Below are 25,399 nucleotides of genomic sequence, written 5' to 3' on the forward strand. Positions count from 1 at the left end.
CTATTTAAGTAAATCCTCCAGTCCTTTGAGTCTTTTTTTCGTTCTTTCAAGCGCTAAAAATTTATCATATAATTTTTTAATTTTTTTGTTTTTGAGCATTTCTTCATTGATTTCGGAAACTTTTATACCTAGCTTTTCTTCCAGAGTTTTTATTTCTTTTTCATAAGATTTTATATAGTCTTTGCAAATATTAATTTCACGCATTGTAGAAATCCATAATTCATCATATGTTATAGGCATAAAACCTCCATTTATCCAACAAGTTGTCTGAATCTCTCAAAAACATCAAGTGCATCATTTGGTCCAGGACCTGCCTCTGGATGATGCTGCACTGAGAAAATAGGATATTCAACGTGCTCCATCCCTTCCTCTGTTCCGTCATATAGATTTTTATGAGTAAGCCTTACCTGACCTTTAAGACTTGATATATCAACACAGTAGTTATGATTTTGTGCTGTAATAGCGATTTTACCAGTTTTTAAGTTTTTCACAGGATGATTCCCACCATGATGCCCGAATTTAAGTTTATAAATTCGTCCACCAAGAGCAAGTCCTATCAATTGATGTCCAAGACATATTCCAAAAAGAGGTTTTTTATTAATGAGTTTTTTAATATTCTCCACAGCATATCTTAGAATCCTGGGATCTCCAGGTCCATTGCCAAGTAAGATACAGTCTGGATTCAATTCTAATGCTGCCTCTGCAGAGGTTTTAGCCGGAACAAGATACACTGAAAATCCGACTCTTTTTAAATTTTTCAGTATGCTCAACTTTACTCCAAAATCATAGACAACACAGAGAGGACTTCCATCCTGAAAGTGATGCATCTCAGGATGTCTGGATGAAACTGTGCTTACATGGTCTATATCTGATATATCAGGATGAGCAAGAATTTTTTTGTGCAAACTCACAGGATCAAGATCAGTTGTTGATATGATTCCCATTTGAGCACCTCTGTCTCTTATATGCTTTGTAAGAGCACGGGTATCAATTCCATGAATTCCAACAACCCCATATTTTTTAAGATATTCTCCTAATCCTTCTTTTGAACGCCAGTTACTAGGATAATCTTTATACTCTCTCACAACAAACCCTTCAACTTTTAGTCCTCCTGAAGATTCAATATCTTCTTCATTTACTCCATAATTTCCTATCTGGGTATACGTCATAACGACTATCTGTCCTTTGTATGAAGGATCTGTAATAATTTCTTGATATCCTGTAATTGAAGTATTAAAAACTACCTCTCCAATATTTTCTTCCTCTGCTCCAAAGCTAAGACCTTCAAATACAGTTCCATCTTTCAAAACAAGCATTGCTTTTTTCATTATTCATTCCTCATATCAAAAACTTTTTTGCCTTTGAATGCCATTAAAATCTTGCCTTTAAGTTGCCACCCATTAAAGGGTGTATTCTGACCCAGTGAGACAAATTTTTCTTTCTCTACAGTCCAATCTCTATTTATATCAACAACTATTAAATCTGCATCCATCCCTTCTTTTATTCCTGATTTATATATATTCAATATCTTAGCTGGATTAACTGTAAACTTTTCAATAAGTTCTGTAATAGTTAATACACCTGCATGAACGAGTTTAAGGCTTAATGAAAATGCTGTTTCAAGTCCTGATATTCCATTTACTGCTTCCTGAAATGGAACTTTCTTTTCATCTATATGATGTGGCGCGTGGTCTGTCGCGATTACATCAATTACGCCGCTTTTCAGAGCTTCCTTTATTGCCTCTCTATCTTCTTCAGTTTTTAAGGGTGGATTTACCTTTGCATTTGTATTATAACCTGAGACTGCATCCTCAGTAAGAGTAAAGTAGTGTGGACAGGTTTCAGCGGTTATAGGAACTCCTTCCTCTTTTGCCCTTTTAATTAAATCTATTGAACCTTTACTTGAAACATGGGCAATATGTAAAGGTGCTTTAAAATGCTTACTTAAGATTATATCTCTTGCAACCATGACTTCTTCTGAAGCCTTCGGAATTCCTTTAAGTCCAAGATAAAAAGATATCTTCCCTTCATTCATTACTCCATCTTCACTTAATAATATATTCTCGCAATGGGAAATTATTGGTGCACCAATAGCCTTTGAATACTCAAGCGCTCTTCTCATAATAAGAGAGTTCATGACAGGCATTCCATCATCTGAAAAAGCTACACATCCAGCCTCTTTGAGTATAGCCATCTCAGAAAGTTCTTGTCCTTTAAGTCCTTTTGTTATAGCTCCTACTGGATAAACATCACAGCTACCCTCTTCTTTTGCCTTTGCAAGAATATAATAAGTGACTTCAGGAGTATCATTCACAGGAAAGGTGTTTGCCATACAACATACAGAACTAAAACCCCCTCTGATAGCAGCAAGTGTTCCTGTGCGAATTGTTTCTTTATATTCATATCCAGGCTCTCTTAAATGTGTATGCATATCTATTAAACCCGGGAATATATAAAGTCCTGTGGCGTCTATCTCTATAGAGTTAGCTTTTTCTTTAGATTTAGTTTTTTTTAGACTTCTATCAGAATGAGGAATGTCCTTTTCTTTAAAAACCAGAGTTTTAATAATACCATTATCAATAATTAAATCAGCAATTCCATTTTTGCCTGTAAAAGGATCAATAATGTAAGCATTATAAATTTTTATTAACACTACTACTCCTTTGGAGTTAAAAGATATATAACAGCCATTCTTGTAGCAATTCCATTTGTAACCTGTCTTAAAATTATTGAACGTGGACTGTCAGCAACTTCTGTTGAAATCTCTACACCTCTATTCATTGGCCCAGGATGCATAATAATTGCATCCTGTTTTAGATATCTGAATACCTCCTTTTTAACTCCCCATACATGAAAATATTCTTTAAGAGACGGAATAAAAGCGCCCTTTTGTCTTTCAAGTTGTATCCTTAAAAGCATGACAACATCAACATTTTTTAATCCTTCTTTAAGATCATAAAAAAATTTTACATTCTCAGGAATTTCAGTTGGAAGTAAAGTTGAAGGACCTATAAATCGTATTTCTGTATCAAACTTACTTAAAAGATATAGATTTGATCTTGCAACTCTACTATGTATTACATCTCCAACAATTGCTATTTTTAGATTATCCAGTCTTCCCTTAACCTCAAGAATACTGAAAGCATCAAGCAAGGCTTGAGTTGGATGCTCATTTGTTCCGTCTCCTGCATTTATGACAGATGCAGGTGTATGATTTGCTACAAACTCAGCTGCTCCAGAGGCAGAATGTCTGATGATGACATAATCAACACTATAAGACTCGATGGTTTTTAAAGTGTCATAAAGTGTTTCTCCTTTTACAACACTGCTTGTACTAACAGAAAAATTTAAAACATCAAGGCTCAATCGTTTTTCAGCAAGCTCAAAGGATGTGCGAGTTCTTGTTGAAGGTTCAAAAAAAAGATTAATTGCGGTTTTTCCCCTCAGAGTAGGAACTTTTTTAATATCTCTTCCAAGAACTTCCTTAAAAGCCTTTGTTGTATTGAGAATTTCCTCAATATCCCGTCTAGAAAGCTCTTTTATTGAAACAAGGTCTTTCATTGTGTAATCAATAAAACTGAATCCTTTCCTGAATTTTCTTTCAGATGCAACTTTATCTTTTCCTTGCGTGATGTTGGAATGTATTTTCCAGTATAGTTAGGCATAATTGGAAGTTCCCTGTGCCCTCTATCTATCAAAACAGCAAGCTGTATCTCAGCAGGCCTGCCAAAATCCATTAAAGCATCCATTGCTGCTCTTACAGATCTTCCAGTAAAAAGCACATCATCAACAAGGATAACCTTTTTCCCATCTATGCTAAATGGGATGTTAGTTGGCTTTATTTCTTTTCGTTTTTTTGAAATACTTATATCATCTCTGTAAAATGATATATCAAGACTGCCTACAGGCACATCAATTCCTTCTATTTCTTTTATTTTATTTTTAATCCTCTTAGCAAGATAAACTCCACCAGTAACAATCCCTATAATGCAGATATTGTCAGCTCCTTTGTTCTTTTCCAATATTTCATGGGTAATCCTCATGAGGATTCTTTCTATTTCTTTTTCATTAAGAAGTTCTTTTTCCATAATGAGAGATAAACCTGAAATCAATAAATTATACATGATTTAAAAAATTTTTTCTATAAAACTTCTATTCTCAATTCATACATACAAAAATTCAAATTCCCAGATATGAAATTTTACACTCATTTTTGCTGATAGTGATCTTGTAAATTTTAGAAGTATTTGATAATACAGACATGAGTTTATAACATTCTATAGTGTTATGCCCTTACAACTTGCTGACTTAAAAAAACAATTTTAAGTGATAATTGAAGCTTGCAAATTTAATTTACTTTAAGGTATAAAAATGGTTATGAAAAAATTTGCTATTTTATTTTTTTTTGTTATTTTAAATTTTTCAATTCCATGTTACTCTGAAGATATTACTCCAACTATAAAACAAGATGAAAAAAAAGAAGCAATAATTGCAAAGGATGAAGAATTTCAACTTTTGCCTGATACAAAGCAAAGTTTTATTGAAAAAGTTGAAAAAAATATCAGTCTATTCTCAGAGAATTTAAAAGAAAGATTTTCTATCTGGCTGTCTCGTTCAACAAAATATATAGAAAAGATGAAAGAGATTCTAACTGAAAAGGGCTTACCAGAAGACCTGGTTTATCTACCTTTAATAGAGAGTGGATTCAATGTAAATGCTCGCTCAAGAGCAAAAGCTGTTGGACCATGGCAGTTTATTGAAAGTACTGCTAAAAGATATGGATTAGTAATTGACTGGTGGCGGGATGAAAGAAAAGATCCGATAAAATCTACTGTTGCTGCTGCAGAGTATTTAAAATATCTATATAAAATGTTTGGTGACTGGTCACTTGCTCTTGCAGCTTATAATGCTGGTGAGGGCAGAGTGTATCGGGCTGTTAATAGATTTGGAGAGAATGATTACTGGAATCTTCTTAATACAACATATTTGCCAAATGAAACCAAAAACTATGTACCCAAATATATTGCTGCTATAACAATTGCAAAACAACCTGAAAACTATGGTTTTGATTCTATTAAAGAACATGAAAGTATGAGTTATGCAGAGATTAATATACCTTCTCCAACAGACCTTGCTGTAATTGCAAAATGTGCTCAGGTGGATGTAAATATTATAAAAGAGCTTAATCCAGAACTTAAAAGATGGTCTACTCCAATGAATGTTCAAAACTATACAATAAGAATTCCTGAAGAGAAAAAAGATATTTTTATGTCTAATTTCGAACAAATACCCTCTAAAAAAAGATTCAGTCATGACACATATATTGTAAAAAAAGGTGATACTGTTTATAAGATTGCTAAGAAAACAGGCCTTTCTACTACTGTGCTTTATGAAATGAATGAAACTGAAATATTCAAACAACTAAAACCAGGAACGCAGATAATGATTCCACCACATGACAAATTCACACCTTCTAATGAAGATAAATTTTATGAAAAAAAGAGTGTAAAAAAGACAAAAGTCGCAAAGAAAAAATCTTCTAGTACCAAAAATCGTAAAAAAATTCGTCGATAAAAAAGTATATTATATATCTAACAAACACACAAACTAAATTAAAAATCAATTAACCACAGATTGAACAATTATCTAAATAACTCCTAAAGCCTTACCAACTTTTTTGAATGCTTCAAGAACCCTATCAAGATGCTCATCTGTATGAGTTGCCATGTAGCTTGTTCTGATTAAAGCTTTCCCAGGAGGAACTGCTGGAGACACTGCAACATTGGCAAAAATTCCCTCTTCTTGAAGCATCATAACAAATTTGAAAGCAAGTTCATCCTCTCCAACAATTACAGGAATTATGGGAGTTTCAGCAACACCAATATCAAATTCAAGCTCTCTGAAGCTTTTTAGCATCTTATTTGTATTCCTCCATAGTTGTTCTCTGCGCTCTGGTTCATTTTCAATTATATCTATCGCTGCCGAGACTGCTGCTACTGACGCAGGCGGAGGACTCGCACTGAATATAAAAGCACGACCAAAGTGTTTGATATAATTGATAACATCTCTTGCTCCTGCAATAAATCCTCCAATTGACGCAAGGGATTTACTGTATGTTCCCATTACAAGATCAATATCTTCCTCAACACCAAAATGTTCGGATGTTCCACGACCTGTTTGACCAAGAACACCTATTCCATGAGCATCATCAACCATAAGTCTCGCACCATATTTTTTACATAGTTTCACAACTTCCGGTAGTTTGGCAATATCACCTTCCATACTGAAAACTCCATCCACAATAACAAGCTTTGGTTTCCCATTGCATTCCTTTAAAACTCTTTCTAAATCTTCAATATCATTGTGTTTATATCTTTTAACTTCTCCAAAAGAAAGACGACAACCATCAACTATACTTGCATGATCCATTTTATCAATAATCACGACATCATCTTTGCCAATCAATGACGAAATAACACCAAGGTTTACCTGAAAACCTGTTGAAAATATCAGCGCTGATTCTTTTCTCATAAATTTTGCAAGTTTTTCTTCAAGTTCTATATGAATATCGAGAGTTCCGTTCAAAAATCTTGAACCAGCACATCCTGTTCCATATTTTTTAATAGCATTAATTGCAGCTTCTTTTACTTTAGGATGATTAGTCAGCCCGAGATAATTATTTGAACCAATCATTATCAGCTTTTTTCCATTCATTATTACTTCAGGCCCCTGAGCGGACTCAATCACTCTGAAATACGGATAAACTCCCTTCTTTTGAAGTTCGTATGCTGTCGTAAATTTAAAACATTTTTCAAACACATCTTTCCTCATATCCATTTGTTTATTCTGTACCACTTTGCTGTCCATTGCATCCCTTCCTTTAGATTAGTTTTTGTTTTAAAGCCAAGCAACTGCTCCGATTTCTCTGTAGAACAAACCCAGCAGGGCTGACTGAGTTCTTTTAATTTATCGGTATTTATTATACTTTTTTTATCGAATTTTTGAAAGAGTTCAATAAAAATTTTACCAATTATCTCAGGAATCTTAATTCTAACAGGCTTTTTCCCTATTGCTTCTGATATAGCATCAACTATTTGATTTGTTCTATATGGTTCTGAGTCAGCTATAAAAAAGGTTTCACCAATTGCTCTGGCACTTTTAGAAGCATTGATAATGCCTTCTACAAGGTCATTTGCATAAACCATAGAATAATGTCCTTCTTTGAAATATAAAACCATGCCTATTTTTACCATTTTAAAAAATGTAAGAAAATCACTATCTCTTGGACCATATACAGCAGGAGGTCTTACAATTGTAACAGGAACTTTATCTATGTAAAACTGCACAGCTTTCTCACCAAGAAGTTTACTCCTTCCATACTCAGAAACAGGTTTTGGTTCAGTATTTTCATCCACTGGTTTTCCATTAATGCATGGTCCCACTGCTGCAAGACTGCTTACATGCACAAATCTTTTAATCTCTTGATTAAGTTCAGCGACAAGTTCTATAAGATTTTTTGTTCCAGTATAATTTGACTGAAAAAATTCTTCAGGATGCGATGCTTTTGTAATTCCTGAAAGATTATAAACATAATCAAAATTCCATTCAATTTTTTTTAAGCTCTCCTTTTGAGAACAGTCTCCCTGGATTATCTTTACATTTAATCCCTTAAGAAAACGAAGTTTTAAAGGATTTCTTACAAGACAATATACTTCAACGCTGTCTTTTAAAAGTGCTTCTACAAGATGGCTTCCTATAAAACCTGTTCCACCTGTAACAAGAGCTTTCAATAGGCTTTCCTCACTTTCAGAGTAAGCCCTCTCACTTCTTCAACGATAATTTCTTCATCTTTTTTGATTGCATCATCTGAAATAGCCTGCCATAACTCACCATGAACCATTACCATGCCATAGCGTTTATCAATATCTGTTTTTGCAATCCCTCTTAACCCTATAAGCCCCTCAACGCCTGTAATGGGCTTTCTTTTATGAGCTTTATATGCAAGCCTTAACAAAACTCCAAAAAATAATGCGGTAATAATGCTAACAGGAATAATCACTGAAAGAGACAGTTTGAAAAGAGGGTTTGCTGTGTCAAATAACATTATTGAACCAAGTATAAAGCATATTATACCTCCAAGTGTAAGAACTCCATGAGATGGGAACTTAAGTTCAAGGATAAATAGAATAACACCCAGAAGAATCAATCCTCCTGCAGCATAATTTATTGGAAGAGTCTGTAAACTGTAAAATGCAAGAATCAGGGATATAGCACCAATTACACCCGGAAGAATTGCACCTGGATTGCTTAATTCAAATATAATTCCATATATCCCTATCATTAAAAGAATATAAGCAATGTTTGGATCACTTATAAAATTAAGAAGTCTTTCTCTAAAATTCATCTCAATTCTATTTATATTTGCTGACTTTGTATTTAAAATAACTTCACCACGAACAGTTTTAACTTTCATACCATTTACATTTTTTATTAAAGAATTCAGATCATCAGCTATCAAATCTATAACCCCAAGTTTCAATGCTTCAGTTTCAGTAGAGGATATACTTTTTATTACAGCCTGCTCCGCCCATTCAATATTTCTGCCTTTTTGTCTTGCTATTGATTTAATATAGGCCACAGCATCATTTGTGATCTTTTCAACCATTGTCTTATCCATTTTTTCTCCAATAGCAACAGGATGTGCTGCACCAATATTCGTTCCAGGAGCCATCGCAGCTATGTGTGATGCTAAAGTAATAAACGCACCTGCACTGGCTGCTCGAGCTCCCTTTGGGGAAACATATACAATGACAGGTACCTGAGAGTTCAATATCTCTTTAATTATAATTCTCATTGAAGTGTCAAGTCCTCCTGGAGTGTCAAGCTGAATTATAACAGCCTCTGCATTTTTTTCATGCGCCTTGTGGATTCCCTTTACTGTATATTCTGCGTGTGGAGGATTGATAACTCCATTTACAGTAAGAACTATAATTTCTTTAGCAGAAGCTTCTGAAGAAATAAAAAGACACAGGAAAATTAAACAAATAAAGATATTTTTTACCATGCAGAATTATAACAAACTTTTAATCTTTTCTTTTAGTAGCGCAATTGCTCTATCTGTAAAATCTTTATTTATCAAACCAATACTTGATGGAATTTCAAACACTCTTTTTGGTAAATTCACATTTTCAAGATTAAAACCGCAATTTACTTTAAATTTATATTTATTTGCATAAATTTCTCTACCAATTCTTAAAAGATCTTTGTCATTTAACTCATATCCTGAAAGTTTTAAGCATTTTAATATCATTTTCTGTGTATAAACCTCTCTTCCAAAAAAACATATTACAAGACTTGAAATTATCTGTCGCCATTGTTCTTCTTCGAGAATATTTTCAACTAATTGTTCAGCAGTTATTGATTTTGTCATGGATTTTGTGTCAATGGAATATCCAGCACTATCAAGATGACTATGTCTTGCACCAAAAAGATATCCAATATGTGCTGCTGGTCCTGTGTGATATCCTGGCATTTCATTTTTGCCATATATTAACGCAAAGTCTTTACCACCATATTTTTCAGAAACATAATCAACTCCTTTACCAAGATCCTTATAGAATTCGCCTTCACTATAAACAATTTTTTTGACTATTTCAATATAACCTTCTGCATTCCCCCATTGTGGAGATATTTCCTCAGTATGTTTTTCCGTTATAATGCCTTTCTGGAAAGCCTCTGTCATCCAAGCAAGAGCAACTCCTGTAGACATCGCATCAACTCCCATATCCTCAACAATTTCAATTAATTTTAAAATATCAACAGAATCAGAAATTCCAAGCATTGAGCCAAGAGCATAAATGAGTTCATAATCATAGGAAAGATAAATGGTTCTATAAAAATAGGGCTCATCCTCATAAGGTTTACGCAGAGCTGCAAGATGCACACATGCCACAGGACAGTGAGCACATGCAACTCTTCTGCCAAGATGTTTCGCTGCAAATAATTCTCCAGAGATATTTTCTACTCCCTGCATTTCATTTGTTAAAAGATTTTTTACTGGAAGTCCTTTTGAAAAACTAAGTGGAAGAATATTAGCAGGAGTTCCAAGTTCATGATATTTTTTCATCTTTTCAGACTCTCTAAGCTGTTTAACAAGCTCTATATATATTTGCTTGTACTCTTTAAAGTCAGTAACAGGCAGGTTTCTTTTACCAGCTATAAGAACTGCTTTTAGATTTTTACTTCCAAATACAGCACCAAGACCAAGCCTTCCAAAATGCCGGTATGTTTCAAGAGTAGCACAGGCATAGCTGATAAGCTTTTCTCCTGCAGGTCCAATCCTTATGATTGTTCTTAATCCTGCACCTGGCTCTCTTTCTCTTATCAATCTTGCTGCTGATAACCCTTCATCAAGTCCCCAGAGAGTTGTAGCATCCCTGAAAAAGACTTTATCTGAATAAATCGATATATAGCATGGTCTTTCACTTTTGCCTTTTATTATAACTGCACCATATCCAGCCATTCTAATTGACAGAGCACTTCTACCTCCGGCATGAGACTCACCAAGATTTCCTGTATGAGGAGATTTAAACATGGCAACTGTTTTTGATGCTATAGGGAAAACTCCATTCAATGGCCCTATTGCAAAAATAATCGGATTGTCAGGAGAAAAAGGATGAATTTCAGGTGGACAGTTTTCCTCAAGAAGTTTTATTGCAACACCTGTGCCACCAATAAACTCAGAGAATAATTCCGGTCTTTCTTCAATCCAGAACTTTTTTTTTGTTAAATCAATATAAAGAACTCTTTTTATAGGATCTTTTTCTATCATGTTCTTTTATACTCCAGTACATTGTATGGACAACTTCTTGCACACTCTCCACATTGAATACAGACTACTGGCTTATTTTTTATACTATCCCAGCCAATAGCATTAAAAAGGCATGCTTTTACACAGTAACCACAGCCATTACATTTAGCTTCATTTATTATTATTCCACCGCTCTTTCGCAAAATTAAAGCATCTTCAGGACAAGATCTTGCACAAGGAGGATCTTCGCATCCACGGCATACAAACACTGAAAATCCTCTGGATATTCCTCCCTGAGACCTCACTTTTATACAAGAACTCTCAACTCCAACGGCCTGATGAGCACGTCCACATGCAAACACACAGATCAAGCATCCAACACATTTTTCAGTATCCTTTATTAAAACAGGCATTATGAAATTATAACATGTTATAATCACAAATTAGCTCTAAATATGGATTATTAATCACAAATTAGAAAGAAACATGGAAAAAGAAATATTATTATTTTTCAATAAAACAATCGCAAACAGTTTTTTAGACACATTTATGGTTTTCTTTACTAAAGAAGGATGGATTTTATGGGTTCCTATTTTTCTATGGATCATCTTCAAATATCAAACAATAAAAAATTACAAATTCATCGTTTATTTAATACTATCACTGATTCTTGGATTTTTTATCTCAGATTGGATTAGTCTTGAGATAAAAAGTTTAATTCAGAGAGTTCGTCCTTGCTGGACAGAGTATTTTAGAGGAGTTGTTGGATGTACACGTTCTTACAGTTTTCCATCAAACCACGCAACAAACGCTGCAACAGGAGCGACTATTTTATTTTTATTTTTGAGAGGCTTAAAGGAAAATGGTAGCGTTAAAATAAATTCAAATTTAATTAAAATCTTGCAGATATATACGATTTCATTAGCACTTCTTATAAGCATTTCAAGGGTATACCTTGGAGTTCACTGGCCCACAGATGTTTTAGGTGGAATTATTTTAGGAATAATTTATGGTTATGTAGTTTTTAAGGCTGTCACAGGATTAATTAGTTTTAAAAGAGTATTTTATTTTACACTTATAGTATTAAGTCTTTTCAGAATTTACTTTATTCTTCATGGACCTCTTGACCTAACTCCAGATGAAGCCCACTATTGGGAGTGGTCAAGAAGGCTTGACTTAAGCTATTACTCAAAAGGTCCGATGATTGCTTATTTAATAGCTATTTCCACGTGGATATTTGGAGACAATTCATTTGGAGTAAGGATTTTTGCAGTGGTATGTTCATTTTTAAGCAGTATTTTCGTTTCCAAGATAACAAAAAAATTTTTTGATGAAAAAACAGGGTTTCTGAGCGGAATAATTTTTCAATTTATGCCAATTTTTACTACATTTGGAGTTATATTTACAATTGACAGCCCCTTTATACTCTTCTGGATTATATCAATTTATATTTTTCTGCTCGCTCTTGAAAACCAAAAAAAGTGGTGGCTACTACTTGGAATTGTAATTGGATTTGGCTTACTCACAAAATATACAATGGCGTTTTTTTACCTGTGCATGTTTGTTTACTTAATAAAAGGAAAAAAATTTTTACTTCCAACTCAGTTCAGCACGGAGAATCATTTAAAAAATCCATATATCTATTTTTCAATACTAATCTCTATAATTGTATTTTTACCTGTAATAATATGGAACATTCAACATGACTTTGTAACGTTAAAACACACTGCTGGTCAGGCACATGTTTTTGATGGATTGAAAATTTCATTGAACTATTTTCTTGAATTTATAGGAAGTCAATTTGTAGTTGTGACACCCCTGATTTTTATTCTTGGTTTATATTTTATCATTAAACCTGGAAGATTAAATATAAACCTTGCAGTAAAATGGTTTCTTATATCATTTTCAATGCCTGTTTTTTTATTTTTCTTAGTTAAAAGCATTCAGGGAAAAGTTCAGCCAAACTGGGCAATGACTGCCTATGTCCCTTTTGTAATTGTTTTAAGTTACGCATTAAAAGAAAAGTTTCATAAAAAACTAGTTTTATCATCAATTATTATTGCCTTTATTTTTATGGTGGCAAACTTTGCTCTGCCATATCTCAATCTTCCGGCAAAGATTGATCCAACAGCAAGATTTAAAGGATGGAAAGAACTTGCTGAAACGGTTTCAGAAATACGTAAAGAACTTGAAAAAAATTCTCGTGTAATAATTTTTTCTGATAAATATCAGATTTCAAGCGAACTTGCTTTTTACTTAAAAGATAAACCAAAAGTTTACTGTATACCTTTTGGAAGAAGAATGAATCAGTATGATTTGTGGGAGTCTATAAACAGTGAACTGGAATACTCTGCTACAACAAACTTAAACAGAAAAACAATTAACGGAATTTATATTGTTTATGGGGAAAAAAATAGTCCAAAACCACAGGTCTCTGCTGCATTTGAAAAATGCGAACCAGAGTATTTTACTGCTTATAAAAAGAACGTTAAAATTAAAGATTACACAATTTTTAAATGCTATAATTTTAGAGGCATGATATTATCAAAACCTGAAAGTTATTAATAAAAGCAGTAGGAGGGACTATGGATTTATCAGTTGTGATACCTCTTTATAATGAAGAAGAAAATGTGAATGAACTCCATATAAAACTTACAGAAACTCTTAATAAACTATCGATTGCCTATGAAATTATCTATGTTGATGACGGAAGTATTGACAATACCTTGAAACTTCTCGAAGAAATTCAGAAAAATGATATTCATGTTGTAGTCCTTAGTTTCAGAAGAAATTTCGGACAAACTGCTGCATTTGCTGCAGGATTTGATTTTGCCAGAGGCGATATAGTAATTACAATGGATGGAGATTTACAGAATGATCCTGCAGACATCCCAAAACTTCTTGATGCAATAAAAGATGCTGATCTTGTAAGCGGCTGGAGAAAAAAAAGAAAGGACTCTTTTTTAAGCAGAAAGTTTCCTTCCATAATTGCAAATTGGCTTATTGGAAAAGTTACCGGCGTTAAACTCCATGACTATGGATGTTCACTTAAAGCATATAGAAAAGAAGTTATCAAAAATCTAAGACTTTATGGAGAAATGCACAGGTTTATCCCAGCACTTGCAAGCTGGTACGGAGTAAAAATAAAAGAAATAGAAGTAATCCATCATCCAAGACGTTATGGAACATCAAAATATGGAATTGGAAGAACAATCAAGGTCTTACTTGACCTTGTTAATGTAAAATTCTTACACAGTTTTTCAACCAAGCCAATCCAGTTTTTCGGTCCAATCGGCGCATTACTCATGGTTCTGGGTGTAATAATTATTGGATATCTCGTCTGGCTTAAATTTTCTGAAGGTGTAATGATTGGTAGAAGACCTCTGTTATTAGGAGGATTTTTTTCTGTTCTTATAGGACTTAATTTTATCGGGATGGGATTTCTTGGTGAAATGATAGTAAGGGTTTATCATGAGACCCAGAAAAAGCCAATTTATATACTTAAAAAAATTCTGGGGCCTGGTGATTGAAAAAATATATCAAGTTATCAATTCGGTTAATAATATCTGTTTCGTTAATTTTTTATCTTTTTTACAAAGTTGATATAATACATGTTGCGAATTCGTTAATTTTAATAAATCCTCTGTTTTTTCTGCTTGCTTCTTTTTTATATCTCCTTTCTTCTTACATATCAACTTTGCGATGGAAAATATTTATTTCAAATTCAGAATTAACCACATCAAAACTATTTTCCATCTATCTAATAGGCTCATTTTTTAATATTGCTCTGCCAGGAACAGTTGGAGGAGATATAGTAAAAGTTTTTATGATTAAAGAAAAAACAGGAGTTACAGAGGCATTGGCTTCTGTATTTATAGAAAGATATACCGGGTTGGCTGCGCTTTTAATAATCGGATTTGGATTTTTTTGTTTATTTTATAGAGAAATTCCAAAACAACCACTTATATGGACCGTTCCTTTAAGTTTTTTTGCTTTTATAATAGGGACTGCATTTCTACTATGGATCAGTAATTTTAAATTTTTTAAAACTTTTCGAGATTATATTTTGAGTTTTCAGAGAAAACAAATTATTCAGGCTCTGGTGTACTCTTTAGGGGTCCAGATCATTGTAATTCTGTCAGTTTATGTAATTTTTATAGGGCTTAATCTATCAATATCATTTTTTAAAGTGGCTATTTTTCTACCGATTATTATATTAATTACAATGCTTCCAATATCGATATCAGGAACAGGAGTAAGGGAGTGGTGTTTTATTTTATTTTTCAGTAATTCTTTAGGGCAGGCAAATGTTGTAGCTGTCTCTATTTTATGGTTTCTTTCTCAGGTTTTAGCTTCTTTAGTTGGAGGAGTTGAATATTTAAGACTTAATAAGCCTTTGAATATAAAGAAAGAATAAAAACCTTTTTAAATCTCTGAGATTCTCAGGAAATTGTTCAGTTTTAAGTTTTTCAACTATTGCTGGTTGCTCAAGTTTGTCTTGGATATTTAAATTATATTTGTTAACTATTTCGTTAGCTATATAGAAAATATCTTCTCTTCTCTCTCTTAATGGGAAAATTCTAAAAAAGAAAGGATTTAGAATCTTAATGAGAGTTTCAGAAAATTCTCCCTTTGCTGATTTAATTCTGACATCATCTCTATCAATAAAAATAAACTTTATATCCGGAAACTCAGTTGGTGATATATCTCCCACTCTGTAAAATCTTTTATTCTGAAGCGCTTTTTGCAATTTATCCTGAAAGTCTTTTGGCATCCTAGAAAAATTTTTAATTACAAGCGTTCCTCCATCTGCATGTTTTAAAACACCTTGCATACCTTTTTTGCCAAGATAGCCATCTTTTACTCCAAAAAACTCTTCTTCGAGACTCTCAGGTTCCATATCACAAAAAATCATCACATATGGCTTATCTTTGCGTGGATTATCATCTGCTGTGTATAGTACTGCAGCAAGGAGTCTTCTGCCAACTGATCTTTCACCATAAATATAAATATTTCTATCATTTGCATTTTCTTCAAATAATTGTTTCAGCATATTTGCAAAAACAGGATTTTTTGATTCAAACTTAAACTTCCTTAACTTAAAAACTTTTTCAGTTGAAAGTTGAATTTCTTCAAACACATTGAATTCCCGGGCAATATCCAGCAATCTATCCATTGCATTCTGTAAAATTTCTAATGAATCTGATTCTTTAATTCTAAAATATTTTTTTGCAAGCTCAAGAAAAAGTTCACGATTATCAAAAACAGAAGGAAACATTAAAGCCTGAACACCATAGGTGGACACATCTGCAAGCAATGCAAGATCAAAGAAACTTTGCAAAGAAGAGCCTCTCACTGAGACAAAAGCTTTAATATGTTTTGACCCATCATCTGAAAATATTTTATTTAAGATATTAACCACATCTTTAAATGGAGTATAAATTATATTTCTTTTAAGTGTATCAAGATGATTGGTTCCAAAAATTTGTTTCTCAAGAAAGACTCTATCCTCAATTGGAACTTTAATAAGAAACTGAATGATACTTCTGTATACTGGAAATTCATTTAGCATAAAAAGAAGTCCAAGACATGGCATCAATCCAGCAAAAAAGGCTTCATCTCGATGAATATGAGAAAATTTTGCTGCGAGTAGAGAAGAAACTTCCGCACTTAAAATACCGTATACCCATATTGGTAAATCTTCATTATCTAGAAAAAGGTCTCTATCAAGTATTATCTGTTCAATTCTTCTAGTACCTAGATAGTTAAACATCTGTAAAAAGCTTGTTATTTCCGTTTTATTTGAAGATTTACTGACTTCTTTATACAGGAGATAGGCGAGCATGGGATCATATTTTATTAATATAGTAGCATTATCCGAATTTTTGGTAAAAAGCTCTTTAAATTTAGAAATAGTATGTCTAAATACAGGAAAACTCATAATCTATTATAATAAAAATTAGAACAAAAAATAAGACTGAAATAAAAAATGTATAAAGAAAAAAATTTCGATATAATTATTGTTGGTGCAGGACATGCTGGCTGTGAAGCAGCCCTTGCATCTGCAAAAATGGGACTTGACACAGCGCTTTTTACAATTTATCTTGATACAATTGCACAACTCAGCTGTAATCCTGCAATTGGAGGCCTCGCAAAAGGCCATCTTGTAAGAGAAATTGACGCACTTGGCGGCATTATGGCAAAAGTTACTGATACGGCAGGCATTCAATTCAGAATGCTCAATCGTTCAAAGGGTCCTGCTGTGTGGTCACTTCGTGCTCAGGCCGACAGAATTTTTTACAATGTATACATGAGAAAATTTCTTGAAGCACAGGAAAATCTTGTTATAAAGCAGGCAATGGTCAATGAGATAGTTGTAGAAAATGGGAGAATTAAAGGAATTATTACCTCTCTTGATGTTTTCTATGGAGCACAGGCTGTAATCATTACTCCGGGAACATTTCTAAATGGATTAATTCATATCGGACCTGAGTCTTTTGAAGCAGGAAGGGCTGGAGAGTTTCCATCAAAAAGGCTTTCTGAGTCAATTAAAAAACTCGGACTTAAAATGGGCAGGCTTAAAACAGGTACACCTCCACGAATTGATGCAAAAACAATTGATTTTACAAAAACAGAAGAACAGACAGGAGATGATCCACCTTTACCATTTTCATACTCAACAAAAGAAATCACAAATCCACAGGTTTCATGCTTTATAACTTATACAAATGAGAAAACACATGAAATTATTTTCAACAATCTTGACCGATCACCTCTTTACAGTGGAAAAATCAAAGGAATCGGACCACGTTACTGTCCATCAATTGAAGACAAGGTTGTAAGATTCAGGGAAAAACCAAGACATCAGGTTTTTCTCGAACCAGAGGGACTCAGCAGAAAAGAATACTATGCCAATGGTATATCGACATCTCTGCCATATGATGTTCAGGTTGCCTTTTTAAAAACAATTTCGGGACTTGAAGAAGCTGAAATAATGAGACCAGGATATGCAATTGAATATGACTTTGTTTATCCAACTCAAATAAAGCATACCCTTGAGGTTAAAGGAATTGAAGGACTTTATCTCGCAGGACAGATAAATGGTACATCGGGATATGAAGAGGCAGCAGCACAGGGATTAATGGCTGGAATTAATGCAGCATTAAAGATAAAGGGAAAACCACCTCTTATTCTAGGAAGAGATGAAGCATACATAGGAGTTTTGATTGATGATCTTGTAACAAAGGGAACTAATGAACCCTACAGAATGTTTACATCCCGTGCAGAGTTCAGACTTCTTCTTAGACACGATAATGCTGATTTAAGACTGAGAGATTATGGATACAAAGTAGGTCTTGTTAATGAAGAAACTTATCAAGAATTTATTCAAAAAAAGAGACTTCTTGAACAAGAAATAAAACGTTTAAAAACCAAAACTTTAAAACCTTCAGAAGAAGTTAATAAAGCTTTAACAGAATTAAAAACAACTCCAATTGAAGAAGCCATATTTCTTGATAAACTTCTTAAGAGACCTGAACTTAACTACGAATTCATAAAAAAATATGATCCCTCTGATGAATGTTTTTCAAAAGAAATAGAAGAGCTTGTTGAGATTTATATAAAATATGAGGGTTATATTCAAAAACAGATGGAAATGGTTGAAAGAATGAAACAGTTTGAAGAAAAGATTATACCATCTGATTTTGATTTCAATTTACCGGGGCTTTCAAGAGAGGTAATCCAAAAATTGAGTTCAGTAGCTCCAAGAACAATTGGACAGGCAATGAGAATTCCAGGTGTAACACCAGCTGCCATAGCAATACTTATGGTAGCAGTCCAAAAAGGAATAAAGGCTAAAAAATAAAACTGTGCAAGATTTAAAAGAGTTTTTAAAGCAATCTCTGAATTATATTGCTACATTGTCCGTGCTTTCTCAAAATAATCAAGAAAAATGTTTTAATAATGAAATTTTAGAAAAATTCATTATTTATCTTAACGAACTTAAAAAATGGAATAAAACTTATAACTTAACCTCAATAGAAGATGATGTAGCAATCATTATAAAACACTTTCTTGATTCTCTTCTTTATTTATGTTTTATCCCAGAAAAGCAACTATCAATTGCTGATGTAGGCTCTGGAGCAGGATTTCCAGGAGTACCTATCGCAATTTTTAGACCTGATTTAAAAATTACATTGATTGAACCTTCATGGAAAAAGTCCGCTTTTTTGAAAAACATAAAAAACAAGCTCGAATTAAAACATGTTGATATAATTCAGGAAAATGCCGAGGTAATTAGAGAAAAATTTGACATTGTTATTTCAAGAGCGCTCTGGAGTATAAAAGATTTTTTAGAAAAATGTTCTCATCTCATTAAAATAAATGGATACTTTTTAATAAGTAAATCTTTAAAAATTAATGAAGAGATGAAAAAATTACCTGCATATTTTGAAACAGAAACAAAAGAATTTGTTCTTCCAGTGTTTAATGCAAAAAGATTTATAGTAAAATTAAAAAAATGAGAATTCTTGGAATAGATACATCAACAAAATATGCCGGAGTTGCAATTGTAGAAGATGACAAATTAATTGCCGAATCCACAATGCAGTTTATGGCTACACATTCTGAAAAACTTCTTCCAGAAATCGCACATATTCTTAACACTATAAAAATTCCCATTGAAACTATTGACTACTATGCCATTACAGCAGGACCGGGTTCTTTTACAGGGCTTAGAGTTGCAGTTAGCACAGTAAAAGGACTTTCATTCGTAACCCAGAAAAAAGTAATTCCTATATCTACTCTGGAGGTGATGGCATGGGAGTTTCCTTTCTGCAACCATCAGATATGCCCAATTCTTGATGCAAGAAAAAAAGAAGTTTTTTCAGCTTTATTTAAGTGGAAAGATAATAAAATCTTGCGAATTAAAGAAGACTCAGTTTCAGAAATTGACAATTTAATCGAATTGATCAATGAAAAAACAGTATTCACTGGTAGCGGTGCAGAACTTTACAGAGAAAAATTAGTTGAAAAGCTCGGCAGTAAGGCTATATTTCCGCCTTTTTTATACTCCTACCCAAGTCCTCGTATTGTAGCTTATATAGGGTTTCAAAAAATAAATGATGCAATTGATGCAAAGGAATTACAACCACGTTATTTAAGAAAGTCAGAAGCTGAAATAAAAGTTATTGAATGATAAAAATAAGATCCTTACAGGAAAAAGACCTTCTTTGCGTTACAGAGATTGCCAGACAGAGTTTTTCAAAGCCATGGTCATTAAAATCATTCGAGACCGAACTTTTAAATAAACATAGTATACTTAAGGTTGCAGAGGTTAATGGAGAAATAGTTGGATATATTGTTTTGAGAATTATCTTAGATGAAGCAGAGTTACTTTCCATTGCTGTAAAACCTGATTTCAGACAAAATGGAATTGCTACAGCTCTTATAAAAAATGTACTTGATGAAATGAAAAACATTATAAAAATTTGTTTTCTTGAAGTAAGAATGTCTAACTATGCTGCCATAAAACTTTATGAAAAATCAGGATTTAAACAAATAGGGGTTCGCAACAGATACTATATTTTACCTGAAGAAGACGCAATTATTATGAAGCTTGAAATATCGTAATTCAAACTAATTATAGATATTATAAAAAACAACAACACTTTGATTTCAAAATTCCAAGATGATATTTAATGTTTACTATATATAGAATTTTGGATTAGAATATACTCTGTTGAGTTATGTTTTATAAAAAAATTATTGAATTATCATGATTGAAATAGTAGAAGTTAAAGATAAAAAACAACTTAAGGAGTTTGTAACCTTACCAATTGATCTATATAAAGATGATCCTTTCTATGCATCGCCTTTAATTAAAGACATGATGGAGCATTTAACTGATAAAAATCCATTTTTTAACAGAGCAAAGGCTAAATTCTTTATTGCTTACAACAATGGCAAGGCTGCAGGAAGAATTGCTGCAATAGTCAACTATGCTCATCTTGAATGTCACAACGACAATGTAGGTTTTTGGGGGCTTTTTGAATGTATCAACAATCAGACTATTGCTAATGCATTATTTGACATTTCAAGAAACTTTTTAATTGAGAATAATCTCCAGATAATGCGTGGCCCCATGAATCTCTCAATAAATGAAGAATGCGGATTTCTCTATGAAGGATTTGATACACCTTCTATGATAATGATTCCTTATAATCCTCCATACTATAACAGCCTCGCTGAAGGATATGGCATGAAAAAAGTCAAAGACCTTTACTGCTTTTTAGCTTCAGTTCCTGATAAACTTCCACAAAAAATAGATAGAATATCACGTTTTGCTGAAAAACAGGGAATAAGCGTAAGAACAATAAGTTTGAATAATTTAAAACAAGAACTTTATGCCTTCATGGAAGTATACAATGATGCATGGAATGAAAACTGGGGATTTATACCTATAACAAAGGAAGAAATTGATTATATGGCTGAAAAACTAAAACCCATAGCCCTAACAGAACTTGTAATTGTTGCTGAAAAAAATGGAGAACCTGCTGGTTTTTTTGGTGCTATACCTGATTTTAACGAGGTTTTGAGAAAAATCAGAGGCAGACTGACTCCTTTAGCAATAATTAAGGCATTGCATTATAGAAGAAAAATTCAATCGATGAGACTTCTTCTTTTTGGTGTAAAAAAAGCATTCAGACACAAAGGTGTGGAGTCAATCATGCTAAGGGAAGCTTTTAAGGGTGCTTTAAAATATGGATTTAAAAATATTGAATTTTCATGGATTCTTGAAGACAATTACGAAACAATTAATCTCACACAAATAATAAATGCTAAACGTTATAAAATTTTAAGAATTTATGAAAAAAATATTGATTAATACTTAAAAATAATATTACTGAGATATTAAAAGACTTAATTGAATGTCTAATATAAGTTTGTCCATATCAACTGTATGATTATGATAATGAATAAAAACATTTGTCACAGAACATGAAGTTCAATTATTCTGTTAATGAAGTACCCACTTTAAATATCTTAATTTTAAATGGGCTGCAGTGGTTTGTTCTGGTAATGCCGGTTATTATAATGGTTGGTAAAATTATAGGAGTTACTTTTCTATTAAACTCAAATGAAGAAGTTTTATATATACAAAAGCTTTCATTTATTGTTTCACTGTCGCTCTTTTTGCAGATATTGTTTGGACATTCATTACCTATTCTATCAGGACCTGCTACTGTACTTCTTGTTGGGCTCATTGCTTCTAAGTCATACAATCCAACATCTCTATATACAGCTCTTTTGATAGGCGGTTTTTTCGTATGTTTACTCGGGCTTTTAAATATTACAAAAAAAATTATCTTATATTTTACAAAAAATATTATTTCTGTTGTTCTAATTCTTATTGCATTTACAATGTTACCAGCTATTTCAAATATGATTGTTAAACCAACAGGCATCCCTGCAGGTATAAATTTAATAATTGCAATATTAATAATTCTTCTTCTTTTTATTTTCGAAAAAATTCTTAAAGGATTCTGGAAAACTTCATTAATACTGTGGGCTATGATATTTGGCACAGTAATATATATATTTGTCTTTGGAGGAAGTCCATATTCATACGAGGTGAGAGAAGTTTCACTATTTTCAAATTATTTTAAAGATTTTTTGCCTTTCTTTGATTTTGATGCGGGGCTGGTTTTAACTTTTATAATCTGCTATGTTGCACTTGTTATAAACGATGTGGGGTCAATGCAGTCAGTAAGCTCTTTTGTTGGTACCGGAAATGACTGGAAACCTATAAAAAGAGGTATATTTGTAACAGGTATCACTAATATTTTAGCTTCTTTTATATGCACTACAGGAGTGGTAAATTTTTCTTACAGTCCGGGTGTTCTTTTAATAACAAAATGTGCTTCTAAATATGTGCTCCTTTTTACAGCGCTTTTGCTGTTTATATTATCTTTCTCGCCTTATCTTTTAGAGTTTGCAAACATGGTTCCGCATTTACTCATAGGTTCTATATTTTTTTATGTTATGACATCGCAGATTTCAACAGGACTTTCCATGCTCTATGCTAATGGAGAGTTTAAATACACAGATGGAATAATTGTAGGTTGCTCTGTACTGCTTGGAACAGTAATTACAAATCTGCCGATTGATGTTACTGCGAGTCTGCCAGGTTTGTTAAAACCTCTTTTGGGAAATGGTTTTGTTATGGGAATTCTGTTTGCTTTTATTTTAGAACATATAATATATAACAAAAAAAATCAATCTTAAAAGTGCGGATTTCTCTAAAAATGGTAATACTCCCAGTTTCTACTCAGATAAAAGAATCCTTGAGATAGATCATGTTATAGAATCTAAGCAATCCTTAAAAATTGATTTCTGCTTTATACTGTCAGTTTCTCAGTAATTTTGCACTTTGAAGTTATTTAATTATTTAAAGTTTAATTAACTTTAAGATTGAGTATTTGCACAATGTTTTTATAAAAAATTTGTTCTTTATCAGCATCAGATATTAAAGCAGAATTAATGGAACATATTGTTTCATTTGTGAAATTATAGCCACCATTTTCATCAAATGGCACATCTGTTCCAAAAAGCACATGATCTATACCAAAAAACATATAGGCATTTTGAATAAGCAGCGGTTCAAATCCTTGAGTTGCTGTATCTACATAAAAATTTTTAAAATGCTCAATAAAAGGCTCTGTTATCGTGGTAGTGCTCTTAAATGCTTCAAGGTTTTTGAAGAGTCTAAAGCCGGCATTAAGACGCTTTGAAAATAATCCGATTAGTGCGCCGTGATGGTGTATTATAAATTTTATTCCTTTATATTTTTCAAATGCGCCAGAAAGTGTTAATCTTATCATAGCAGTACTTGAATCCATAAGCCATCCTATTGATTGCCAGATACCATATTTTGACATGGATTCATTTATATAATCGCTGTAAGTTATTGGTCTTGAAGGATGAAGCCATACAGGAACATTATCTTGAACTGCCTTTTTAAAAAGACTATCATATACAGAATCATCTATTGGTCTTACAGTCGGACCTACCACAAGGTAAATACCTTTGAATTTTAAGTTATATATAACTCTTTCATATTCAGCTAACATTATATCTATATTGGTTGTAGGAATAACAGCTACAGGAATGAATTTATCAGAATATTTATTAACCAGATTTGCTAATTCATTGTTTAATATCTTAGCTGCTTCATGTGCTTTAACAGAATCCTCATAAACCTCTTTAACTGATTCAATCCATGGTAAAGGAATAATAACATGTTTATCAACCTGGTATTTTTCCATCAAAGCTAAACGACTATCAACATCAAGCATGGTTTTTAAATACCTGAATAGAGTTCCATAGCTAAATGGAGTTTTGGAATTGCGCTCTAAATATTTCAAGTAAGTTTCAAATGAAAAATGGGTATAACAATCAATTTTCATTTTATCCTTCTACTGAAATTCTAAAACATAAAGAAAAGATTGTCAATATAGAAATAAGTTCATCTAAATTAAGGAAATAATGAGTTGATTCATCAAGATTTTTGATTGAATTAATAAATTAAACACTAATAATTATAGTTAACTTTATTTATCTGCTCTCCGTATAAAGCAGCTCCAAAAGCTCCAAGATATGGGCAAAAACTGTCGATTATAAGGTTTTTCCTCAGTCTGTTTTCTATAATTTTTTTTAGAAGACTGTTTGCAAAACATCCTCCAGCAAACACTATATCCTCTTCAACTGATATTTTATTTAGCATGCCTATAACTCTGTTTGCAATAGCCTTATTTATTGCAACAGCTATCTCTTCTCTTTTGAAACCACTCGCTATCATTGATACTACTTCAGATTCAGCAAATACAGTACACATACTGCTTATCTGTAGAGAACTGTTAAGGTCAAACTCTAAAGTATTAAACTCATCAATTGAATATTCAAGTGCCTGAGCCATTATTTCTAAAAATCTTCCTGTTCCAGCGGCACATCGGTCATTCATCTCAAATTTTTTTATTAGTCCATTTTCATCAATATTTATTACATTTGTATCCTGTCCTCCTATATCAAGTATTGTTCTACAGAAAGGAAAATAAGATTTACATCCCATTGCAAAGGCTTTAATCTCTGTTATAGTTGGTATGTTTTTGTCAAACCCTCCTCTTTTTGAAAAATTATAAAGAAAGGAATTTGCAAAATTCAAATAGATTATATTGATAAATATTTTTTGAAGTATCGAAAAATTCTATACTTATAATTTTTGAAAACTTTAAAATAGAAACATCTTAAGAGGTATAGCAGTTATAACACATTATCTAAATTTTTACTATTAAGATTTGTTAAAAAAGAACAGTATTTTTTCTTTAGTTTTGAAGGAATCAGAAGATGAGCCGTACAGGATTCGAACCTGTGACCCGCTGATTAAGAGTCAGCTGCTCTACCAGCTGAGCTAACGGCCCACAACACTAGGATACAAAAAATCATGCTAACAGGTCAAATATCCGAAATTCTTAGATTAAAATGAAAACTTTCTAAATCATATGCTATAATTATTGTTGAATTTTATATAAA

23 protein-coding genes and 1 tRNA gene are annotated in these 25,399 nt (G+C 32.6%); 10 read left to right on the forward strand and 14 right to left on the reverse strand.

Features of this window, described 5'->3' with window-relative positions; all coding sequences use genetic code 11:
* The 5 genes from G581_RS0103460 to pyrR are packed head-to-tail and all read right to left on the reverse strand — an operon-like array spanning nucleotide 1 to nucleotide 4,088.
* Nucleotides 1-240 (reverse strand): hypothetical protein, encoded by a 240-nt coding sequence (locus tag G581_RS0103460; protein WP_028844624.1) that lies wholly within the window; start codon nucleotides 238-240, stop codon nucleotides 1-3.
* 11 nt (nucleotides 241-251) lie between these two features.
* Nucleotides 252-1,328 (reverse strand): glutamine-hydrolyzing carbamoyl-phosphate synthase small subunit, encoded by a 1,077-nt coding sequence (gene carA, locus G581_RS0103465; protein ID WP_028844625.1) that lies wholly within the window; start codon nucleotides 1,326-1,328, stop codon nucleotides 252-254.
* Nucleotides 1,328-2,653 carry a dihydroorotase gene (locus G581_RS0103470; protein WP_028844626.1) on the reverse strand — a complete coding sequence of 442 codons (1,326 nt, stop codon included), beginning with the start codon at nucleotides 2,651-2,653 and terminating at the stop codon, nucleotides 1,328-1,330. Before G581_RS0103470 ends, carA begins: the two co-directional genes overlap by 1 nt.
* 2 nt (nucleotides 2,654-2,655) lie before the next feature.
* Nucleotides 2,656-3,561 (reverse strand): aspartate carbamoyltransferase catalytic subunit, encoded by a 906-nt coding sequence (locus tag G581_RS0103475; RefSeq protein WP_028844627.1) that lies wholly within the window; start codon nucleotides 3,559-3,561, stop codon nucleotides 2,656-2,658.
* Nucleotides 3,558-4,088, reverse strand: a complete 531-nt coding sequence (gene pyrR, locus G581_RS0103480; protein WP_038064921.1) for a bifunctional pyr operon transcriptional regulator/uracil phosphoribosyltransferase PyrR — start codon at nucleotides 4,086-4,088, stop codon at nucleotides 3,558-3,560. Before pyrR ends, G581_RS0103475 begins: the two co-directional genes overlap by 4 nt.
* A gap of 289 nt (nucleotides 4,089-4,377) precedes the next feature.
* On the opposite strand from pyrR, the gene G581_RS10455 reads away from it, so the two are divergent.
* Nucleotides 4,378-5,574 (forward strand): lytic transglycosylase domain-containing protein, encoded by a 1,197-nt coding sequence (locus G581_RS10455; protein WP_156875187.1) that lies wholly within the window; start codon nucleotides 4,378-4,380, stop codon nucleotides 5,572-5,574.
* Nucleotides 5,575-5,646: 72 nt separating this feature from the next.
* On the opposite strand, the gene G581_RS0103490 is transcribed toward G581_RS10455, so the two are convergent.
* From G581_RS0103490 to G581_RS0103510, 5 genes are read right to left on the reverse strand one after another with little or no spacing between them, the layout of a single operon-like run.
* Nucleotides 5,647-6,867, reverse strand: coding sequence for an aminotransferase class I/II-fold pyridoxal phosphate-dependent enzyme (locus G581_RS0103490; protein WP_083962589.1), 1,221 nt, complete (start codon nucleotides 6,865-6,867; stop codon nucleotides 5,647-5,649).
* Nucleotides 6,828-7,790 carry an NAD-dependent epimerase/dehydratase family protein gene (locus tag G581_RS0103495; RefSeq protein WP_028844630.1) on the reverse strand — a complete coding sequence of 321 codons (963 nt, stop codon included), beginning with the start codon at nucleotides 7,788-7,790 and terminating at the stop codon, nucleotides 6,828-6,830. Before G581_RS0103495 ends, G581_RS0103490 begins: the two co-directional genes overlap by 40 nt.
* Nucleotides 7,787-9,064: an NfeD family protein gene (locus tag G581_RS0103500; protein WP_028844631.1), complete on the reverse strand. Its 1,278-nt coding sequence runs from the start codon at nucleotides 9,062-9,064 to the stop codon at nucleotides 7,787-7,789. Before G581_RS0103500 ends, G581_RS0103495 begins: the two co-directional genes overlap by 4 nt.
* A 6-nt stretch (nucleotides 9,065-9,070) precedes the next feature.
* Nucleotides 9,071-10,831 (reverse strand): aldehyde ferredoxin oxidoreductase N-terminal domain-containing protein, encoded by a 1,761-nt coding sequence (locus G581_RS0103505; protein WP_028844632.1) that lies wholly within the window; start codon nucleotides 10,829-10,831, stop codon nucleotides 9,071-9,073.
* Complete coding sequence (locus tag G581_RS0103510) at nucleotides 10,828-11,223, reverse strand: 4Fe-4S dicluster domain-containing protein (protein ID WP_028844633.1); 396 nt, start codon at nucleotides 11,221-11,223, stop codon at nucleotides 10,828-10,830. The genes G581_RS0103505 and G581_RS0103510 overlap by 4 nt, the downstream gene beginning before the upstream one ends.
* Nucleotides 11,224-11,296: 73 nt before the next feature.
* Here G581_RS0103510 and G581_RS0103515 point away from each other — a divergent pair, with 73 nt between their 5' ends.
* The 3 genes from G581_RS0103515 to G581_RS0103525 are packed head-to-tail and all read left to right on the forward strand — an operon-like array spanning nucleotide 11,297 to nucleotide 15,227.
* Nucleotides 11,297-13,375, forward strand: coding sequence for a glycosyltransferase family 39 protein (locus G581_RS0103515; RefSeq protein ID WP_028844634.1), 2,079 nt, complete (start codon nucleotides 11,297-11,299; stop codon nucleotides 13,373-13,375).
* 20 nt (nucleotides 13,376-13,395) lie between these two features.
* Nucleotides 13,396-14,340, forward strand: a complete 945-nt coding sequence (locus tag G581_RS0103520; RefSeq protein ID WP_028844635.1) for a glycosyltransferase family 2 protein — start codon at nucleotides 13,396-13,398, stop codon at nucleotides 14,338-14,340.
* Complete coding sequence (locus tag G581_RS0103525) at nucleotides 14,337-15,227, forward strand: lysylphosphatidylglycerol synthase transmembrane domain-containing protein (protein ID WP_028844636.1); 891 nt, start codon at nucleotides 14,337-14,339, stop codon at nucleotides 15,225-15,227. The genes G581_RS0103520 and G581_RS0103525 overlap by 4 nt, the downstream gene beginning before the upstream one ends.
* Here the strand turns inward: G581_RS0103525 and G581_RS0103530 are convergent.
* Nucleotides 15,189-16,751 carry a sigma 54-interacting transcriptional regulator gene (locus G581_RS0103530; protein WP_083962591.1) on the reverse strand — a complete coding sequence of 521 codons (1,563 nt, stop codon included), beginning with the start codon at nucleotides 16,749-16,751 and terminating at the stop codon, nucleotides 15,189-15,191. The two genes, G581_RS0103525 and G581_RS0103530, sit on opposite strands and share 39 nt — an antisense overlap.
* A gap of 48 nt (nucleotides 16,752-16,799) precedes the next feature.
* Here G581_RS0103530 and mnmG point away from each other — a divergent pair, with 48 nt between their 5' ends.
* From mnmG to G581_RS0103565, 6 genes are all read left to right on the forward strand, one after another.
* Nucleotides 16,800-18,674: a tRNA uridine-5-carboxymethylaminomethyl(34) synthesis enzyme MnmG gene (gene mnmG, locus G581_RS0103540; protein ID WP_028844638.1), complete on the forward strand. Its 1,875-nt coding sequence runs from the start codon at nucleotides 16,800-16,802 to the stop codon at nucleotides 18,672-18,674.
* A 4-nt stretch (nucleotides 18,675-18,678) separates the two neighbouring features.
* Nucleotides 18,679-19,332 carry a 16S rRNA (guanine(527)-N(7))-methyltransferase RsmG gene (gene rsmG, locus G581_RS10460; protein WP_051178782.1) on the forward strand — a complete coding sequence of 218 codons (654 nt, stop codon included), beginning with the start codon at nucleotides 18,679-18,681 and terminating at the stop codon, nucleotides 19,330-19,332.
* Nucleotides 19,329-20,006 carry a tRNA (adenosine(37)-N6)-threonylcarbamoyltransferase complex dimerization subunit type 1 TsaB gene (tsaB, locus tag G581_RS0103550; RefSeq protein ID WP_028844639.1) on the forward strand — a complete coding sequence of 226 codons (678 nt, stop codon included), beginning with the start codon at nucleotides 19,329-19,331 and terminating at the stop codon, nucleotides 20,004-20,006. The genes rsmG and tsaB overlap by 4 nt, the downstream gene beginning before the upstream one ends.
* Complete coding sequence (rimI, locus tag G581_RS0103555; RefSeq protein WP_028844640.1) at nucleotides 20,003-20,440, forward strand: ribosomal protein S18-alanine N-acetyltransferase; 438 nt, start codon at nucleotides 20,003-20,005, stop codon at nucleotides 20,438-20,440. The genes tsaB and rimI overlap by 4 nt, the downstream gene beginning before the upstream one ends.
* A gap of 145 nt (nucleotides 20,441-20,585) precedes the next feature.
* Nucleotides 20,586-21,695 (forward strand): hypothetical protein, encoded by a 1,110-nt coding sequence (locus tag G581_RS0103560; RefSeq protein ID WP_028844641.1) that lies wholly within the window; start codon nucleotides 20,586-20,588, stop codon nucleotides 21,693-21,695.
* A 113-nt stretch (nucleotides 21,696-21,808) separates the two neighbouring features.
* On the forward strand, nucleotides 21,809-23,095 hold the full coding sequence (locus G581_RS0103565; RefSeq protein ID WP_028844642.1) for a solute carrier family 23 protein: 1,287 nt from the start codon (nucleotides 21,809-21,811) through the stop codon (nucleotides 23,093-23,095).
* Between the two features lie 170 nt (nucleotides 23,096-23,265).
* Here G581_RS0103565 and G581_RS0103570 read toward each other — a convergent pair whose 3' ends face one another.
* The 3 genes from G581_RS0103570 to G581_RS0103580 all read right to left on the reverse strand — a co-directional run bounded on the left by G581_RS0103570 (nucleotide 23,266) and on the right by G581_RS0103580 (nucleotide 25,287).
* Entirely contained in the window at nucleotides 23,266-24,276 is a 1,011-nt protein-coding gene (locus tag G581_RS0103570) for an amidohydrolase family protein (RefSeq protein WP_028844643.1), read from the reverse strand.
* 125 nt (nucleotides 24,277-24,401) lie between these two features.
* Entirely contained in the window at nucleotides 24,402-25,031 is a 630-nt protein-coding gene (locus tag G581_RS10465; protein ID WP_051178783.1) for an acyl-CoA dehydratase activase, read from the reverse strand.
* Between the two features lie 183 nt (nucleotides 25,032-25,214).
* Nucleotides 25,215-25,287: transfer RNA gene (locus tag G581_RS0103580), tRNA-Lys, on the reverse strand.
* Between the last annotated feature and the right edge of the window lie 112 nt (nucleotides 25,288-25,399).

Source organism: Thermodesulfovibrio thiophilus DSM 17215 (genome assembly GCF_000423865.1).
Taxonomy (GTDB): domain Bacteria; phylum Nitrospirota; class Thermodesulfovibrionia; order Thermodesulfovibrionales; family Thermodesulfovibrionaceae; genus Thermodesulfovibrio; species Thermodesulfovibrio thiophilus.